Consider the following 16,795-nt stretch of genomic DNA (forward strand, 5'->3'; position numbering starts at 1 on the left):
AGTGCGGCCAGTTACGGCAGCGCGGGGATATCGAAGCGCGGCATCTCGCCGGTCAGTGCGTGCATGAAGGCCTCGATGTCCGCGACCTCGTCATCGCTGAACTCCATGCCCAGCATCTCCTGCCCCATGATGCGGATCGCCTCGTCCAGCGTCGCGGTCTCGCCGTTGTTCATGTAGGGGTAGGTCAGCGCCACATTGCGCAGCGTCGGGGTCTTGAACGCGAACTTGTCGGCCTCATCGCCCGTGACCAGATAGCGGCCCTTGTCTTCCGAGCCCGGCACCTGGATGCGATGGAAGTTGCTGTCGGTCAACGCCGGTCCGCTGTGGCAGGCCACGCAGCCGTTATCGGCGAACAGCTTCATCCCGCGCATCTGCTGCTCGCTCATCGCACCCTCGTCCCCGACCAGCCAGCGATCCAGCGGCGAATTCGGGGTGTTCAGCGTGCGCTGGAACGTCGCCAGGGCCTTGGCCACGTGGTCGGTATTGATCACGTTGTCGCCGTCATAATCGGGATAGGCGGCCTCGAACTTCTCCTGGTACTCGTTGAACTCCTCCAGGCGCGCGATCGCCTCCTCCAGCGGCATCGCCATCTCGATCGCGTCCTGGATCGGGCCCAGGGCCTGGCCTTCCAGATCGTCCTCGCGGCCATCCCAGAACTGGGCCGTGAAGAAGCCGGAATTCAGCACGGTCGGGGTATTGCGCTCGCCAACCTGGCCGTCATGGCCCACCGCGCGCGGGATGCGGTCCGCCCAGCCCAGCGCCGGGTTGTGGCAGGTGGCGCAGGAGATCACGCCGGAGCTGGAGATGCGCGGCTCGAAGAACAGCATCTTGCCCAGCTCGATCTTCTCCTTGGTCATCGAGTTGTCCGCCGGGATCGGCGGCAGCGCCGGCAGCGGCTCGAACACGTCGCGGTACTCGGAATAGTCGGTATCGGCCACGGCCGGGGCTGCGGCCCCGAACGCGACGGCTGCACAAGCCGCCAGCGCCGTCATGCGGAATCCGGAAAGCGTTTTCATACAGGTCTCCCTTGAGTAACAGATGAGTAACAGACATCTGAGAAGCGGATATCGGCGCGAACCGAAATAGACTCGGTCCAAACCACTTAAAACCCACCCTACAGACGCGGAAACCTGGTCGCGATCAAAATCCGCCCCGGAGATGATCTGCATCAATTATCAGCCTCCAGGGGAGCCGGGTTCGCCCCCACTACACCGTTTCCCGGGATACCCGGACAAACTTGACCCCCCCTTTTCCCTCCATTACGGTTCGCCCCACTCTAGGTGCCCCGGCGCTCAGCCGCCGGGGATAATCGGGAAGCCGGTGCGCGAATCGACATTCGCAAGGCCGGCACTGCCCCCGCAACGGTAGGCGGAGACGGGCGGATCCAATGCCACTGCGGCGCATCCCCGGGATGCCCGCGGGAAGGCGATCCGCCCTGGATGCATCGCGCATCCACTTCGCGAGTCCGGAGACCGGCCTGGACGACACCCGACGCCGCGGTGGGCGGCCGAGCGGGCCAGTCCGGCGTGCTCGCATCGCCCGGCCTCCCCTGCTCCCTGTCCAGCTTCCGGCGTCGTTTCATCCACGGCGTGCGGGGTCGCGCGTCCAAGGGAGCAACCCAACAATGAACCATACCCATCTCCGACCGGGACAGCATGCCGTCCCGGCCCTGGCCACCCTGTGCCTGATGACGGCCGCGGGCATCGCGCCGGCACAAGCCGGCTTCGAATTCGGCGACGCGGAAGACGGCCTGCAGGTCACCCTGGATCCGCTGATCCAGGGCCGCTACAGCTACGAACGAGACCCGGATGGCTCCAGCAGCGAATTCGACTTCCGTCGTGCCTGGCTGGACACCTCGGGCACCCTGTTCCACCCCGATCTGAGCTTCCGCCTGCAGCCGGATTTCAGCAGCGGCGAGCTGTCCATGCGCGACATCTGGTTGCAGTACGCACTGGGTGAACACCTGGGCCTGCGGGCTGGCCAGTTTACGGTCCCCTTCGGCCTGTCGCGGGATATCGGCGGACCCAACCGCCTGTTCACCGAACTGAGCATCGCCGGCAACCAGTTCGAGGTTCCGGCCGGCCGCGACACCGGTATCGCCCTGCTGGGCGGCGCCGGCGACAACCGGGCATGGGCCATCGGCGTGTTTGACGGTCGCGGACGTCTGGATCAGCGCGACGATCGCCCCTCCACATCCGGCCACCTGTTCAGCGCGCGCGGCGCGTGGGCCCCGGTCGGCGCAGTCCCACGTGACAACACCACGTTAGGCCAGGCCGTGGAGCGCACCGTCGCCCTGGGCGCCGGCGTACAGGCCGCCAGCCGCAACCACCTGCGCGACTGGAGCCGCGGCATCGAAGACACGGTGGCCAACCAACGCGCCGACTGGATCACCGCCACCGCCGACGCGGTGGTCAAGTTCGCCCATACCTCGCTGTCGCTGGCGGCCTTCCGCCGCGATGTCTCCCCCGACCGCACCGCGAGCTACCACGACCTGGGGGCCGAACTGGAACTGGCGCAGTCGCTGCCGGTGGAGGGACTGGAGTTCGCCGCGCGCCACGCCGTATTGCGCCACGACGCAGGCGACGATCTTGGCACTGACGAGCGCTGGCAGCGTGAATGGGGTGCCGGCCTCAACTGGTATCACCGTGGCCAGCGGCACAAGACCCAACTGATGTGGCTGGACCGCGACACCGACACCTCGGACTGGGAGCTGCACCTGCAGCACCAGTTCCGCTTCTGAGAAATGACCGGGAGAATCGACATGAACTGGATGCAACCGATCCACCACCCGTTGAGAACCACCCTCTTTGCGATCCTGTTGCTGGCTGCCACCGGCAGCCCGGCCACCGCGGAGGTCACTGTCACAATGCCGGGCCCCTGGGGCGACTATGACGAGACCCTGGACGATCCGGCCAAAGTGGATGCGACCGAGGCCTTCCAGCGCTTCCGTCAGCAGAGCATGCAGGGCACCTCGGCCACCTACCGCAGCATCGAGCAGATCCTGCGTTATGACGCACCATTCGCCGAACGTCTGCCCGGTCTGGCCGAGGAACTGGCGCGCCGCGCCGACGACATCGAAACCTGGTTCGCACGCGAGACACCAGCGCGGGACGGCGAACCCGGGGCCCTGCCCGCGGCCTGGGAGGACCCGGAGTTCTCCGAGTACAAGGCAGCCTACCGCGAGGCCGCCGAACGACTGCAGCGCAAGGTGGAGTCGGCCGACGACCTGGAGAACGAAGACTTCCAGCTTCGCGCCACCGAGGCCCTGAACGGCGTGCGCCACCATTGTCTGGCCTGCCACGACAACTACCGCCGCCGCTAAACCGGCCGGGAACCAAGGGGCCGCCGCATGGCGGCCCCTTGCCGTGACCCTGATCGGGAAGAAACCGCCTTCGCCTGCAAGCAGACTCCTACAGGTTCCTGGCGATGTGGGAGCCTGCTTGCAGGCGAAAAGCCCCGTGTCCCACAACACCCACCGGCGTTATCCCTGCCTGCGGAAGATCAGGGGCGCCACCGCTTAGTCCCCGTCCATGCCGCGGTAACGGCGCACATGCGCCGGGTCGTACAGCGCGCTGTCGCGGAAATCGCCCGGGTCCAGCGCCGGGCCCACCAGGATCAGCGCCGAGCGCCGTGTGGTCAGGGCCTGCGCCCGTTCCGCGATATTCCCCAGCGTACCGCGCACCACGCTCTCGTCCGGCCAGCTGGCGCGAAACACGATCGCCACCGGGCAGTCGCAGCCATAGTGCGGCCGCAGGTCCTCGACCACGGTCTCGATATTGTGCAGCGACAGGTGGATCGCGAGGGTCGCCCCGGTGGCGGCAAAGCTCGCCAGCCGTTCGCGCTCCGGCATGGAGGACGCCCGTCCCGGCGTGCGCGTCAGCACCACCGACTGCGCCACCTCCGGCACCGTCAGTTCCCGCCCCAGGGTCGCGGCGGCGGCGGAGAATGCCGGCACGCCGGGCGTGATGCTGTAATCGATCCCGGCCGCCTCCAGCCGACGGATCTGCTCGCCCAGCGCGCTGTAGACCGAAAGATCGCCGGAGTGCAGGCGCGCCACGTCCTGGCCCGCCGCGTGGGCGCGTTCGATCTCCTCCATGATTGCGTCCAGCGTCAGCGGCGCGGTGTTGACCACGCGCGCCCCCTCCGGGGCATGCTCCAGCACCGCCTCCGGCACCAGCGAACCGGCATACAGGCATACCGGGCAGGCCGCGATACGATCGCGCCCGCGCAAAGTCAGCAGATCGGCCGCACCCGGCCCCGCTCCGACAAAATGAACCGTCATCAAAACTCCTCGAAATTCCCGTCTGTCCCGTTCACCGTCCGCACGGCCACCGCGCAGCTCGCCCGTGCCGAGAGCCGCCGCGGCAGCAGCAGGCGCGCCCCGTCGCCGGCCACCGCCAGCGCCGCCGCCTCCGCCACCGAACCGACCCCGGCGACGGCACGCGAGCGCGCCGAGTCCGTGGACAAGGCAGCGTCGCGCGCGGCCAGCGCGGCCGCCGACGCGAACACCGGCTCCAGCTCCAGGTCGCGCGCGGCCGTCCACAGCACCGGGCTGTCGCCCTTGTGCCCCGGGGCCGCCAGCTGCCGGATCTCGATCGCCTCGCCGCCCCCCGCCCGCAACACTGCGTGCGCCTCGGCCAGCACCTCGCGGACCAATGCCTCCAGCTCGCCGGCCGTGCAGGCCGAGGCGAAGCCGACCCCGGGGGTCACCCGGACACGCGCCCCGCTCGGCGTTTCCCTCAGCTCCGGCGCAGCGACCACAGGGTCACCGGCCGCAGCGGCTTCCAGCCGGCCATGCCGCCCAGCGGCTCCGCGCGGCTGACGTTGATCCGCGTGAGCTCGCCGCCGTGGCGCTCGTGCGCCGCCGCCAGCACCGCGTCCCCTTCCACGGTCACGCTGCTGGCGACCAGCCGCCCGCCCGGGCGCAGTTGGCCGATGCAGTGCTCCACCAGCCCCGGCGTGGTCAGCCCGCCACCGATGAAGATCGCATCGGGTGGCGGCAGGTCTCCCAGTGCCCCCGGCGCCCGCCCGTGGATGCACCGCAGCGTCGGCACCCCCAGCGTGCTCGCGTTGCGCGCGATGCGTTCCAGGCGCTCCGCGCGCGGCTCGATGGCCACGGCGGTGTTGGCCGGATCCGCCAGCATCCACTCGATGCCGATGGCACCGGAGCCCGCGCCCACGTCCCACAGCCGCTCGCCGCGTCCGGGCGCCAGCAGGGCCAGCGCCACCGCCCGCACCTCGCGCTTGGTGATCTGTCCGTCCTGCTCGAACTGCGCCTCCGGCCGGCCGGCACTGGCCGCCAGCACCTGCGCCGCCGGATCGGCCCGGCACTCCAGCGCCACGGTGTTCAGCGCCTCGATCGCGACCTCCGGCCAGGCCCCGGCGCGCTCGCGGACCGCCGCCTCGCGGTCCGCACCCAGGGACTGCAGTACGGTCAGGGTGGAATCGCCGAAGCCGAGCCCGGTCAGCCAGTGCGCCAGTTCCGCCGGGGTATCCCCGTCGCGGCTCAGGATCAGCAGCCGCGCGCCGTCATGCAGCCAGGGCCGCAGCGCCTCCATCGGCCGGCCGTGCACCGACAGGCAGCGGGTCTGCTGCAGCGGCCAGCCCATGCGCGCGGCGGCCAGACTGAACGCCGAGGGCGCCGGCCAGACGCAGGTCTGCGCGGCCGGAAAACGCCGCATCAGGGTCGCGCCCACCCCGAACCAGAAGGGGTCGCCGCTGGCGAGCACGCACAGCGGCTGCCCGGCGCGCGCCTCGATCCAGTCCAGCGCGGTCTCCAGCGGCGACGGCCACACCAGGCGCTCCTGCCCCGGCCGCTCCGGCAGCATCTCCAGATGCCGTGCGCCGCCGATCACCGTCGCCGCCGTGTCCAGCGCCATGCGGGCATCCGGGGCCAGCCCGGCGAGCCCCTCCGCGCCCACGCCGACGATATTCAGCCATGGCGCTCGCTCCTCGTTCGTGGCTAGACTGGTCATCCTCATGAGCTCCCGTTCATCTCCTGACTCCAGCCCCCGGGCGGCGCGCCCGCGGCAGATCCTGCTGCTGGGCGGCACCACCGAGGCCGCGGCGCTGGAACCGCTGCTGGACGGCCACCCGCGGCTGCACGCCACCGTGTCGCTGGCCGGACGCACGCGCAGGCCCGCGCCCTCGCGACTGCCGCGGCGCACCGGCGGGTTCGGCGGCGCCGAGGGCCTTGCCGCCTGGCTGCACGAACACGCGGTCGACGCCCTGGTGGACGCGACCCACCCGTTCGCGCGGCAGATCTCGGCCAATGCCGTCGCCGCCACGCGCCACGCCGGCGTACCCCTGGCCCGGCTGACCCGGCCGCCGTGGCAGGCCGGCCCCGGGGATCACTGGCTGCGCGTGCCCGACCTGGAGGCCGCCGCCTGCGCGCTCCCCGGCCTCGGCCGGCGCGTGCTCATCACTACCGGGCGCCAGCACCTGGAGGCCTTCGAGGCGGCGCCCGAGCTGGACTACGTCATCCGCACCATCGACCCGCCCGAACCGTTGCCGGCGCTGCCCCGGGTCACCTGGCTGCGGGCCCGCGGCCCATTCAGCCTGGCCGACGAGCACCGGCTGCTGGAGACCCACGCTATCGACGTGCTGGTCACCAAGGACAGCGGCGGCGAGGCCACCGCCCCCAAGCTGCAGGCGGCCCGCGAACGCGGCATCCCGGTGGTGATGGTGGACCGGCCGCCGGACGCCCCCGGGGTGCCCCGCTTCCACGCCCCGCAGGCGGCCCTGGAGTGGCTGGAAGGCCTCGCGCGCGTTCACCGCGACTCCGCCGACTCGACATAGCGCGGGGTGTACACGTGGCGCCGGCCGGAGGGGCGCTCCAGCACCCGGGTGGAGGCGGCGCCCACGATCACCAGCGTGCTCATGTTGGCCGCCGCCGGATCCACCTCGCCAAGGGTGGAGATCTGCACGTCTTCGCGTTCGCCGCGTCCCACCGCGGTGGCCAGCATGACCAGAGTGTCCGGACCCTGGGCCTCGCGCACGATGCCCAGGGCCTCCCCCAGCTGCCATGGTCGCGCGCGCGAGATCGGGTTATAGAACGCCATGGCGAAGTCGGCCTCGGCCGCCAGCCGCACCCGGCGCTGGATCAGCGACCAGGGCTTGAGGTTGTCCGACAGCGAAATCACGCAGAAATCGTTGCCCAGCGGCGCACCCAGCCGCGCGGCGGCGGCCTGCATCGCCGAGACCCCGGGAGTCACGTCCACCTCGACTCCCGCCCAGCGTTGTGCCTGCGCCCCTTCCAGCGCCTCGAAGATCGCCGCCGCCATGGCGAATACACCCGGGTCGCCCCCCGAGACCACGACCACGTCCCGCCCCTCGGCGGCCATGTCCAGGGCGTGCATCGCACGCGCCAGTTCCTCGCGGTTATCCGAGGCGTGAACACGGTGATGAGGGCCCGCAATCCGTTCCAGGTACGGCCCGTACCCCACCAGATCGGTGGCCGCTTCGAGACGGGCAGCGACCTCCGGTGTGATCCATTCCGGCCCCGCCGGACCCACCCCGACCACACTCAACCGACCGACCACCGGACCGCCATCCCCGCTCATCGCCGAACCCCGCGCCCGGGGATCACGATCATCGAGAAATAGGGCACCCGTTCCGGGATCTCGGACAGCGGCTGGACCCGCTCCTCGGCAGTGCTCGCGCGTTCCACGTACCAGGCGCGCTCACTCAGCCCCAGCTCCTGCAGGACACCGACCACCGCATCGCGATGGGTCCCCACTTTCATGATGACCGCTGCATCCGTCCCCTGCAGGGCCTGGCGCAGATCGTCGATCGGCATCGTGCCCGGGATCACCGTCAGCAGGTCATCGCGCATGGTCAACGGAGTTGGCAGTTGGGCGGCAGAGGCCATCATCGAAGTCACTCCGGGCACAATACTCGTGCGAAAGCGCTCCTTGAGCCGCAGGTATACGTGCATGAAGGAGCCGTAGAAGAACGGGTCGCCCTCGTTCAGCACCACGACCGAGCGCCCGGCTTCCAGTTCGGCCGCCAGCTGCTCGGCACAGGCGTCGAAGAACTGTTCGATGCGGCGGCGGTATTCCTCGGAGCCGTGCGGAATCTCGTTGGTCACCGGGTACTCCAGCGGCATCTCGCACTGGCCGGTACCCAGGTGGGCGTCCACGATCGCACGGGCCTGACCGCGCCCGCCACGGCGGCAGAAATAGGCCACTACCGGACTCTGTGCGATCAGACGCGCGGCCTTCAACGTCAGCAGCTCGGGATCGCCAGGCCCGGTGCCGACTCCATACAGGCAGCCCGCCTCCGGGGATGCATTCACAGGGGAAGAAGTCGTCATATCCGGTCACTCGCAAAGGCATTGATGGCCGCCGCGGCCATGGCGCTGCCACCGCGGCGTCCGAAGATGGTCAGGTACTCGAGGTCCAGCGGGCTGGCGGCCAGCGCCTCCTTGCTCTCCACCGCACCGACAAAGCCCACCGGGATACCGAGTACCGCGGCCGGACGTGGCGCGCCCTGGTGCAGCATCTCCAGCAGGTGAAACAGGGCCGTGGGTGCATTCCCGATGGCCACGACCGCACCCTCCAGATGCGGTCGCCACCATTCCAGGGCAGCCGCCGATCGCGTGGTACCCAGGCGTTCGGCGGCCGCGGCCACACCCTCCTCCCGCAGGCTGCAGATCACCGGGTTGTCCGCCGGTAGCCGGGTCCGAGTGATCCCGTGGGCCACCATGTTGCTGTCGCACAGGATCGGCGCGCCGGCGGCCAGCGCATCAGTGGCCGCCCGGGCCACGCCGGCCGAAAACCCGACGTCCCGTGGCAGATCGGTCATGCCGCAGGCGTGGATCATGCGCACCACCGCGGGCACCAGCTCCTGCGGAAAGCGGTCCAGGTCCGCCTCGGACCGGATAATCGAAAACGACTCCCGGTAGATGGCCGCCCCGTCGCGGATATAGTCGGGTACGGCCCCGGCCGGATCGCTCTGCGTCATGCTGGATCTCCGTTGTTCATCATCGCGTTCATACGTCTCGTCAGCGCTGTTCCCTCCAACCGTTGCAGGGCCTCGAGCCCCGACTCATGCCGGCCACCCTCTTCGCGGGCGATGGCATCGAGGGCTGCCAGGGCCGGCTCGACCTGCCCCGGCGCCAGCCTCGTCAGCACGGTCTCCCATCGCGCGGGGGCGCGTTGCAGCGAGAGCTCATAGCGGCCTTCCCACGCCGTGAGCAGGACCTGCGCATTCGCGGGACGCCCACAGTGCTTGTCGCAGCCACTCACATGTACTTGCCCGCCCCCCGCAAGCAACCCGCAGGCAGCGACCCCGGCCCTCTCGGCATCCGCCCGCGTGGCGGTACTGCCCGCGGAGCAACCCATCTGCCCGATACAGGCACTCACCGCCAGGCGCGGGTCGTCCGGATCGGTCACGCCACCCCACTCGGCGACACGGTCCGGCTCCACAGGAGGTACCCCGGTCAGAAGCAGGCTGCGCCACGGTGTCAGGCGCAGGCGTCCGTCGTGCGCCCGAATGTGCTCGGCCAGCCCCTGCAGCGCCTCGGCGCGCAGGGCACCGAACGGAAACGCGATCCCGAAGGCGCGCCCGTTCAGGCACGTCCCCATCCCGGCATCCGCGTATTCGGGGATCCGCGCCGCGACCCAGTCCCCGCCCGGGAGCACCCGCTCCAGCCCGGGCGGCGTCAACGCCTCCGGGCCCCATCGGGCTACGGCACCCGCGAGCCGTCCCGGCGGATCCACATCGCCCTCGCGCAACGCAACGAAGCGTTCGAACACCGCGAGGGCGACGTCCACCACATTCTCCGCGCGTGTCCAGCCCAGCACCGTGGCCGTGCGACTGGACGCCCCCAAGGCCACTCGGAACCACACCCCTCCCAGCGCCGTACAGGCCTCCAGTCGCAAATCCGCCGGCACCCCATCCAGCGGCAAACCGCCACCCGCCTCCACCACCACCCCCACCTTCGGGGGCAATGCCCTCAGGCGCGGGTGCTCCCCCAGTGCTCGCACGAGATCCCGCGCGACCGGCTGCACATCCATGGCCGCCTCCGGGTCGATATCCGTCACCGGGGCCGCCAGGACATTGCGCACCGCTTCCGCCGCAGGGTCGCGATCTGCCAACCCCGCCCCCTCCAGCTCGGCGCGAGCCGGCTCCAGCCCCGCCGCGTCCAAACCACGCAGCTGCAGATTGCCGCGGCTGGTCAGCTCGAGGACACCGGACCCAAAACGCCGCGCCACCTCCGCAATGGTCTCCGCCTGCCCCGCATCCAGCCCCCCGATCGGGTGACGCACCCGCATCAACAGACCGTCCCCGGTGGCCATCGGCGCGGCCACCCCCGGACAGGCCCGGCGCACCCGCGAATGATCGGCACTCATCGCTGCACCCCGCCCCCACTCATGTCCGGATCCGCACGCCGCGGGCGACCAGGGCCCAGGCCAGCACGCCAACGACGAGGGTTGCCCCTGCGAGGACCCAGAAGGTCGCGGCCCAGGCAAAGGAGCCGGTCCCCAGCAGGCCGTAGCGAAAGCCCTCGATCATGTAATAAAGCGGGTTGAGTACGGCCAGGGACTGCCAGGGCTCGGGCATCCGTTCTACCGGGTAGAACAGGCCGCCCAGGTAGATCAGCGGGGTCAGCACGAACGTGGCCACCACGGAGGTATGGTCGAAGCTGCGCGCATACAGGCCGTTCAGGAGCCCGGCCAGGGCGAACAGCAAGGCGCTGATCAGCGCGATCCCCAGCGTGGCCGCCAGGTGGTGCAACTGGAGATTGGCAAACGGAATCGCGACCAGCGCGACCAGCGCCCCGGCCAGCAGGCCTCGGATGACACCACCGGTGGCGAAGCCGGCCACAATCAGCCAGGCGGGCAGCGGCGCGACCAGCAGCTCCTCGATATGTCGCTGCAGCCGCGCCCCGTAGAACGCCAGTGTCACATTGCTGTAGGCATTGGTGGCCACCGCCAGGATGATCAGGCCGGGCAGGATAAAATCAGCGTAATCGACCCCTCGCATGGTGCCGAGCTCGCGCCCGATCAGGTGACCGAAGATCACCAGGAACAGGACCGTCGTCACCACCGATGGCAGGAGGTTCTGCACCCAGGCGCGCAGGAAACGCCGCACCTGTTTGACCACCATCCCGCGATAGGCAAATCCGTACGCCGCGAGCCTCATGTCTCCCTCCCCGGCGGGGCGGCAGCGCGTTCCGCGATGCGCTGCAGGAACAGCGACTCGAGCCGGTTGCGCTTGTTGCGGACTCCCGCGACACGCACCCCGCTTGCGCCCAGGCGGTCGAACAGGTCATTCACCTCCATGCCCTGCGGCAGGTCGACCTCCAGGGTCCAGCGATCACTCAAACGAATCGCCAACCCGTCCAGCGCCGGGGTCGCGTCCAGCGGCATGCTCAGTTCCAGCACCAGGGTCTGCACGTTCAGCCCGTGCAGCAGTTCGCCCGTATCACCGCGCGCGACGATCTCGCCTTGATCGAGTATCGCCAGGGTGTCGCACAGGGTCTCTGCCTCCTCCAGGTAGTGGGTGGTCAGCAGGATCGTCACGCCGTCCGCGTTCAAGCCACGCAACAGCTCCCAGGTGGCATGGCGCCCCTCCAGGTCCACCCCCGCCGTCGGCTCGTCCAGGAGCAGGACGCGGGGGCGGTGCACCAGGGCCCGGGCAATCATCAGCCGCCGCTTCATGCCACCCGACAGGCCCCAGGCCGACTGTTCGCGCCGGTCCAGCAGCCCCGCCTGTTCCAGCACCTCGCCGGTTCGCTCGCGCGCCCGCCTTGGGGACAGCCCGTAGTAAGCCGCCTGGGCCTCGACGATCTCGCCCACCGGTTCGAAGCTGTTGAAGTTGACCTCCTGCGGTACCACGCCCATGCACGCCTTCGCCGCAACCGCCTGCGTGGCCACGTCGTACCCGCAGACGCGGATCGAGCCCCGATCCGCCCGCACCAGCGTGGTCAACAACCCCACCAGCGTGGTCTTGCCAGCCCCGTTCGGCCCCAGCAGGCCGAAAAAGCTGCCCGCCGGCACCTCCAGATCCACGTTCGCCAGCCCAACCCGGCCACCGGCGTAGCGCTTGGCCACCGACTGCAGGGCAATCGCGGCGGCCGTCATGGCGCGAGCCCCCCGGCACCATCGGCAAACCCGACGATGCGTCCGGCCCGATCCACCGCGCAGACCTCCAGCGCCGTGGTCTCCGGCAGCATCCCGCGCGCCCGCTGCCAGGCGCGCGCACTGATACGGTCGGCCAGCGCCACACCCTGCTCCAGGCAATCCGCAAGCGCCTGGGCACTGGTGTTGGCCGCGCGGATGCGCGCGACCAGTGCCTGGCTGCCTCCCAGATCCGCCGCCTCCTCCGCCAGCGCGTCGAGATCGATGCGTGACTTGCGGCTGTGGGCATCCAGGTGCCCGGCCGCGAATTTGCTGAGCTTGCCGAACCCCGCGGCCAGCACCACCGCGGGCAGGGGGTGACGCCTCAGATACTTCAGTGCCGCCCCGAACAGATCCCCCATCTCGATCAGCGCCATGTCGTCCAGACCGTACTGTTCACGCATCGCGGCCTCGCTGGTACCCCCGGTGCAGCAGGCCACGCGCGGACAACCGTTGGCGCGGGCCACGTCTATGGCCTGATGGATGGATGCGATATAGGCGGCGCAGGAGAATGGCCGGACGATGCCGGTCGTGCCCAGGATCGAGAGCCCCCCGAGGATCCCCAGGCGAGCGTTCATGGTCCGCCCGGCAATGCGCTCGCCACCGTCCACGCCAACCGTAACCCTGAAGCCCCCGCTGTACCCGGCGGCTGCAGCGAATGTCTCCAGATGCCCCTGGATCATGCGTCGTGGGACCGGATTAATGGCGGCCTCGCCCGGCTCCAGCACCAGGCCCGGGCGTGTAACCGTCCCGACCCCGGCACCCGCCACGAACTCGACACCGGGCGCACCGCACAGGTTTATCTCCACCCAAACTCGGGCCCCGTGGGTGGCATCCGGGTCGTCGCCGGCATCCTTGATGACCCCGGCAACCGCGCCACCCGGAGTGGGTTCGAGGTCGTTCAGTGTCAGGCTCACCACCTGCCCCTTCGGCAGGATGACTTCCACCATCTCGAGCCGCCGCCCCTCCAGCAGCCAGCGTGCGCCGGCAACGGCGGCGGCGGTCGCACACACACCGGTGGTCAGCCCCGTGCGCAGACGCCCGCTGGTCTCGGGAGTCTCCGGGCGCATGGCGCCCGCCGAGCTGTTCTGCTCAGCCGGTTTCATGCGCTCCCGGGACGGACTCGGCACCCTGCATGGCGATCGTCTCGCGCAGACGCACGACCTCGCCCACGATCAGCAGCGCCGGCGACTGGATATCCAGATCCGCCACCCGCGCGGGGAGATCGGCCAGAACGCCTTCGATGACACGCTGGCCCGGTCGCGTCCCCTGTTCAACCAGCGCGGCCGGCATCGCGCCATCCGCACCCGCCGCCATCATCTCGCCGCAGACCTCGGCCAGGGTATGCAGCCCCATGTAGACAACCAGGGTCTGCTGCGGATGGACCAGCGAGGCCCAGTCCAGATCGGTCTCGCCGGCACGCCGGTGGGCGGTCACGAACTGGCAGCGATAGGCGTGATCGCGATGGGTCAGCGGGATCCCGGCATAGGCTGCACAGCCACCGGCTGCGGTAATCCCCGGCACGATGCGCACGGGCACCCCGGCAGCGGCAATCGCGGCAGCCTCCTCGCCACCCCGCCCGTAGACAAACGGGTCGCCGCCCTTCAGGCGCACCACGTAGTGCCCCTCCCGGGCCAGTGCAACCATGCGATCGTTCAGATCCCCCTGATCGCAGCTGTGCCGTGAGCGGGCCTTGCCCACATACAGGCGTTGCGCCTCCGGGTTGGCCAGCTCGAGGATCGCCTCCGGGATCAGGCGGTCATGCAGCAGGACATCGGCGTGCTGCATCGCTGCGGCGGCGTCCAGTGTCAGCAGGCCCGGATCGCCCGGCCCTGCCCCGACCAGATCCACGCAACCGGGCTTTCGCTCGCCGCACAACGGGAGGCGGGCCCCGGCGCGCGCCCCGGGCTCGATCCGCGTCACATTGTCCCGCGGTCGATCACTCATGCTCGAAACAGCTGGGCCGTGGCCTCCGGGTTGGAGGGGAACCAGGCATGCAGATAGGTCGCAGTCAGGCGGCCGTCGCGATAGATCGCCTCGCCCTGCGACCCCGTCCCGCGCGCGCGCCAGCAATGGCCATAGGGCTCGAGCCCGACCTCGGAGTGAGTGTGATGGAAGGTGTGCCCGCGCAGCTCGCCCTCCGGCAGCGGGGCCGCCTGAAGACCCAGACCTTGCAGGCGGTCCGCCAGTTGGGCCTTGCCCGGCACCAGCCCGGCCATAGCCGCGGCATGGCCCTCGCGGTCGGCCAGTTCGTCCAGCAGGTAGAGAAAGCCCCCGCACTCCGCCAGGATGGGGCGGCCCGCCGCATGATGGGCCTCCAGGTCCGACTTCAGGGCAGCATTGGCGGACAGCTGATCCAGATACAACTCGGGGTAGCCACCCGGCAGCCAGACGGCATCGGCCTCTGGCAAACCGTCCCCCGCAAGCGGGGAAAAGAACCGCAGTTCGGCGCCCATCTTCTCCAGCAGGCGCAGGTTGGCCGGATACATGAAAGCAAAAGCCGCATCCCGCGCGATCGCAATGCGCACGCCGGACAGCGCCGCCTCGATCGGCGCAATTGTTTCCGGATGAAAGGTCACCGGCTCCGGGAGCCCGGTCACCCCAGCCTCTTCAATCGCGGCCGCTGCCGCCTCCAGCCGCGCATCCAGATCGGCGATCTCGCCTGCCTGCACCAGACCCAGGTGACGATCCGGGACACTTAGCGTCTCGTTACGCTGCACGGCACCAAAGAAACGGATCGCTTCCGGGGTGCAGTCCTCCAGCATCCGCGCATGGCCGGGACTGCCCACCCGGTTGGCAATCACGCCGGCAAACGACAGGCCCGGACGGTAGGTCGACAAGCCATGCACCAGCGCCCCGAAGGTCTGGCCCATGCCGCTGGCATCGACCATGGCCAGGATCGGCAAGCCGAAGGCCTGGGCCAGATCCGCACCGGACGGATCCCCGTCAAACAGCCCCATCGAGCCTTCCACCAGGATCAGGTCGGATCCCTGGGCCGCCTCGTACAGCATCGCTCGACAGGCTTCTTCCCCGACCATCCACAGATGCAGGGCGTCGACCGGATGGCCGGAGGCCTGTTCCAGGATCATCGGGTCGAGGAAATCCGGACCGGTCTTGAACACTCGTACCCGGCGTCCCTGGTTGCGGTGGTAGCGGGCGATGGCGGCGGTGATCGTGGTCTTGCCCTGGCCCGAGGCCGGGGCCGCCACGAATGCGGCGGGGCAGCTCACACTCACAGCTCGATCCCCTTCTGCGCCTTGATTCCGGCCTGGAAGGCGTGCTTGACCACACCGATCTCGCTGACGGTATCGGCCGCCTCGATCAGGGCCTTGGGCGCGGCGCGACCGGTGGTGATCACGTGCTGCATCGGCGGACGATTGGCGAGATCCTCCAGCACCTCGTCCACATCCAGGTACTGATATTTCAGCGCGATGTGCAGCTCGTCGAGCAGCACCAGGTCGACGTTCGGGTCGCGCAGCATGTCGCGGGCATGTGCCCAGGCCTCGCGGGCCGCGGCCACGTCCTTCTCGCGGTCCTGGGTCTCCCAGGTGTAGCCCTCGCCCATCACGTGGTACTGCACGTGGTCCTGACCACGGAAGAAGGCCTCCTCGCCGGTGGCGAACTGCCCCTTGATGAACTGCACGATGCCGACCTGCATGCCGTGCCCCAGGGCGCGCGCGACCATGCCGAAGCCGGAGGAGCTCTTGCCCTTGCCGTTGCCGGTCAGGATCAGGAACACGCCCTTTTCTTCCTGCGCCTCGGCGATCTTGCGATCCACGATCTCCTTCTTGCGGGCCATGCGCTGGGCGTGGCGTTCGGCCCGTGCCGCTTCGGTGTCGTCGGTCATGTTGATGTACTCCTTGAGTTCATTGCTTGTTCGGGGTGCGCAGGGGGCGGGCCTACTCGCCGATCAGGATCATTCGTCCGGTCTCCGGGTCACGGTAGACTTGGCCCATCGACTCGAAGCCGGAGCCGGCCTCGCCGGCACCCTCGGGCGGGTCCGGGATCTCGCGCCCTGGTTCGATCTCGGCGCCGCCGCTGGCCGGTTCCAGGCCGCTCCCCGAGGCGGCCATCACCACCATCAGGCCGACGGCGAACACCAGCATGATGTCGGCCAGGTTGGCCAATGGCCCCATTGGTTCCTCGTCAGGGGCATCGAAGCGGCTGGCGCGGTAGTGCGGGACCCTCATGCCGCCGCCTCCAGGCGCTCCATCGCGGCGTCATACCAGCGCCGCCGGAGGCGTCCGAGCAGGAAACCGAGGATGCCAACCAGCAGCCCCAGCACCGTGGTGTTGAACGCCACCGTAACGGCCTGAGCGAGGATTTCCAGTTCGCCCCGGCCCATCGCGGCCAGCCCTGGACCCAGCGGGATCAGCGTCCCCATCAGCCCGAGCATCGGGCCGATGCGTGCCAGCAGATCCGCGCGGTCAATGCGGCGCCGTGCGCGGTAGGCCAGGCGCTCGGCATCGCCGGTGGCCTCCAGCCGGCGCACCCCGCCGGAGCGTTCGCCCAGTGCGAGCCCAAACTCCCAGACGGCGACCGCCACCAGCACCAGCAGGCCGACAATCACCGGCTCCAGCAGCCAGCGCACTACGGTATCCATCAGTTCCATCGTGATCGAGAACGGCATTCGCGTTTACCTCACTAACCTTTGTTCAGCGCTTCTCACC

Annotated in this window: 19 protein-coding genes and 1 riboswitch; of the genes, 3 read left to right on the forward strand and 16 right to left on the reverse strand. The window is 69.7% G+C overall.

All coding sequences use genetic code 11. The features are described 5' to 3' along the window. Positions 1–11: 11 nt before the first annotated feature. On the reverse strand, positions 12–992 hold the full coding sequence (locus tag G015_RS0104725; protein WP_018138730.1) for a cytochrome-c peroxidase: 981 nt from the start codon (positions 990–992) through the stop codon (positions 12–14). Between the two features lie 269 nt (positions 993–1,261). Continuing rightward, positions 1,262–1,496: riboswitch (cobalamin riboswitch) on the forward strand. A gap of 128 nt (positions 1,497–1,624) precedes the next feature. Here G015_RS0104725 and G015_RS0104730 point away from each other — a divergent pair. After that, positions 1,625–2,740: a porin gene (locus tag G015_RS0104730; RefSeq protein WP_012982223.1), complete on the forward strand. Its 1,116-nt coding sequence runs from the start codon at positions 1,625–1,627 to the stop codon at positions 2,738–2,740. A gap of 21 nt (positions 2,741–2,761) precedes the next feature. Beyond that, positions 2,762–3,322, forward strand: a complete 561-nt coding sequence (locus G015_RS0104735) for a cytochrome c (protein ID WP_012982222.1) — start codon at positions 2,762–2,764, stop codon at positions 3,320–3,322. A 195-nt stretch (positions 3,323–3,517) separates the two neighbouring features. Here G015_RS0104735 and cobM read toward each other — a convergent pair whose 3' ends face one another. From cobM to G015_RS0104750, 3 genes are read right to left on the reverse strand one after another with little or no spacing between them, the layout of a single operon-like run. Next, entirely contained in the window at positions 3,518–4,282 is a 765-nt protein-coding gene (gene cobM / locus G015_RS0104740; protein WP_018138728.1) for a precorrin-4 C(11)-methyltransferase, read from the reverse strand. Continuing rightward, positions 4,282–4,710: a cobalamin biosynthesis protein gene (locus tag G015_RS0104745; protein WP_018138727.1), complete on the reverse strand. Its 429-nt coding sequence runs from the start codon at positions 4,708–4,710 to the stop codon at positions 4,282–4,284. The genes cobM and G015_RS0104745 overlap by 1 nt, the downstream gene beginning before the upstream one ends. A 29-nt stretch (positions 4,711–4,739) precedes the next feature. Continuing rightward, positions 4,740–5,975 (reverse strand): bifunctional cobalt-precorrin-7 (C(5))-methyltransferase/cobalt-precorrin-6B (C(15))-methyltransferase, encoded by a 1,236-nt coding sequence (locus tag G015_RS0104750; protein ID WP_018138726.1) that lies wholly within the window; start codon positions 5,973–5,975, stop codon positions 4,740–4,742. A 4-nt stretch (positions 5,976–5,979) separates the two neighbouring features. Here G015_RS0104750 and G015_RS0104755 point away from each other — a divergent pair, with 4 nt between their 5' ends. Next, positions 5,980–6,798, forward strand: a complete 819-nt coding sequence (locus tag G015_RS0104755; RefSeq protein WP_018138725.1) for a cobalt-precorrin-6A reductase — start codon at positions 5,980–5,982, stop codon at positions 6,796–6,798. Here the strand turns inward: G015_RS0104755 and cobJ are convergent. The 12 genes from cobJ to G015_RS0104815 are packed head-to-tail and all read right to left on the reverse strand — an operon-like array spanning position 6,771 to position 16,755. Then, positions 6,771–7,562, reverse strand: a complete 792-nt coding sequence (gene cobJ, locus G015_RS0104760; RefSeq protein ID WP_018648983.1) for a precorrin-3B C(17)-methyltransferase — start codon at positions 7,560–7,562, stop codon at positions 6,771–6,773. The genes G015_RS0104755 and cobJ overlap by 28 nt on opposite strands. Continuing rightward, positions 7,559–8,314, reverse strand: coding sequence for a precorrin-2 C(20)-methyltransferase (locus G015_RS0104765; RefSeq protein ID WP_038050055.1), 756 nt, complete (start codon positions 8,312–8,314; stop codon positions 7,559–7,561). Before G015_RS0104765 ends, cobJ begins: the two co-directional genes overlap by 4 nt. Continuing rightward, complete coding sequence (locus G015_RS0104770) at positions 8,311–8,964, reverse strand: precorrin-8X methylmutase (protein WP_020146249.1); 654 nt, start codon at positions 8,962–8,964, stop codon at positions 8,311–8,313. The genes G015_RS0104765 and G015_RS0104770 overlap by 4 nt, the downstream gene beginning before the upstream one ends. Next, positions 8,961–10,355 carry a precorrin-3B synthase gene (gene cobG / locus G015_RS0104775; RefSeq protein WP_018174781.1) on the reverse strand — a complete coding sequence of 465 codons (1,395 nt, stop codon included), beginning with the start codon at positions 10,353–10,355 and terminating at the stop codon, positions 8,961–8,963. The genes G015_RS0104770 and cobG overlap by 4 nt, the downstream gene beginning before the upstream one ends. Positions 10,356–10,374: 19 nt before the next feature. Next, entirely contained in the window at positions 10,375–11,148 is a 774-nt protein-coding gene (locus G015_RS0104780; protein WP_081622247.1) for an ABC transporter permease, read from the reverse strand. Then, positions 11,145–12,089: an ABC transporter ATP-binding protein gene (locus G015_RS0104785; protein WP_020146250.1), complete on the reverse strand. Its 945-nt coding sequence runs from the start codon at positions 12,087–12,089 to the stop codon at positions 11,145–11,147. Before G015_RS0104785 ends, G015_RS0104780 begins: the two co-directional genes overlap by 4 nt. Beyond that, positions 12,086–13,195: a cobalt-precorrin-5B (C(1))-methyltransferase gene (locus tag G015_RS0104790; RefSeq protein ID WP_028490888.1), complete on the reverse strand. Its 1,110-nt coding sequence runs from the start codon at positions 13,193–13,195 to the stop codon at positions 12,086–12,088. Before G015_RS0104790 ends, G015_RS0104785 begins: the two co-directional genes overlap by 4 nt. A 22-nt stretch (positions 13,196–13,217) precedes the next feature. Next, complete coding sequence (gene cobA, locus G015_RS0104795) at positions 13,218–14,072, reverse strand: uroporphyrinogen-III C-methyltransferase (RefSeq protein WP_020146252.1); 855 nt, start codon at positions 14,070–14,072, stop codon at positions 13,218–13,220. Beyond that, entirely contained in the window at positions 14,069–15,361 is a 1,293-nt protein-coding gene (locus G015_RS0104800; protein WP_018993652.1) for a cobyrinate a,c-diamide synthase, read from the reverse strand. Before G015_RS0104800 ends, cobA begins: the two co-directional genes overlap by 4 nt. Beyond that, entirely contained in the window at positions 15,358–15,972 is a 615-nt protein-coding gene (gene cobO, locus G015_RS0104805; RefSeq protein ID WP_020146253.1) for a cob(I)yrinic acid a,c-diamide adenosyltransferase, read from the reverse strand. The genes G015_RS0104800 and cobO overlap by 4 nt, the downstream gene beginning before the upstream one ends. Before the next feature lie 52 nt (positions 15,973–16,024). Then, entirely contained in the window at positions 16,025–16,315 is a 291-nt protein-coding gene (locus tag G015_RS0104810; protein ID WP_018138715.1) for a DUF2149 domain-containing protein, read from the reverse strand. Further along, on the reverse strand, positions 16,312–16,755 hold the full coding sequence (locus G015_RS0104815) for a MotA/TolQ/ExbB proton channel family protein (RefSeq protein WP_018138714.1): 444 nt from the start codon (positions 16,753–16,755) through the stop codon (positions 16,312–16,314). Before G015_RS0104815 ends, G015_RS0104810 begins: the two co-directional genes overlap by 4 nt. Between the last annotated feature and the right edge of the window lie 40 nt (positions 16,756–16,795).

Source organism: Thioalkalivibrio sp. ALJ15 (assembly GCF_000383695.1).
Lineage (GTDB): Bacteria > Pseudomonadota > Gammaproteobacteria > Ectothiorhodospirales > Ectothiorhodospiraceae > Thioalkalivibrio.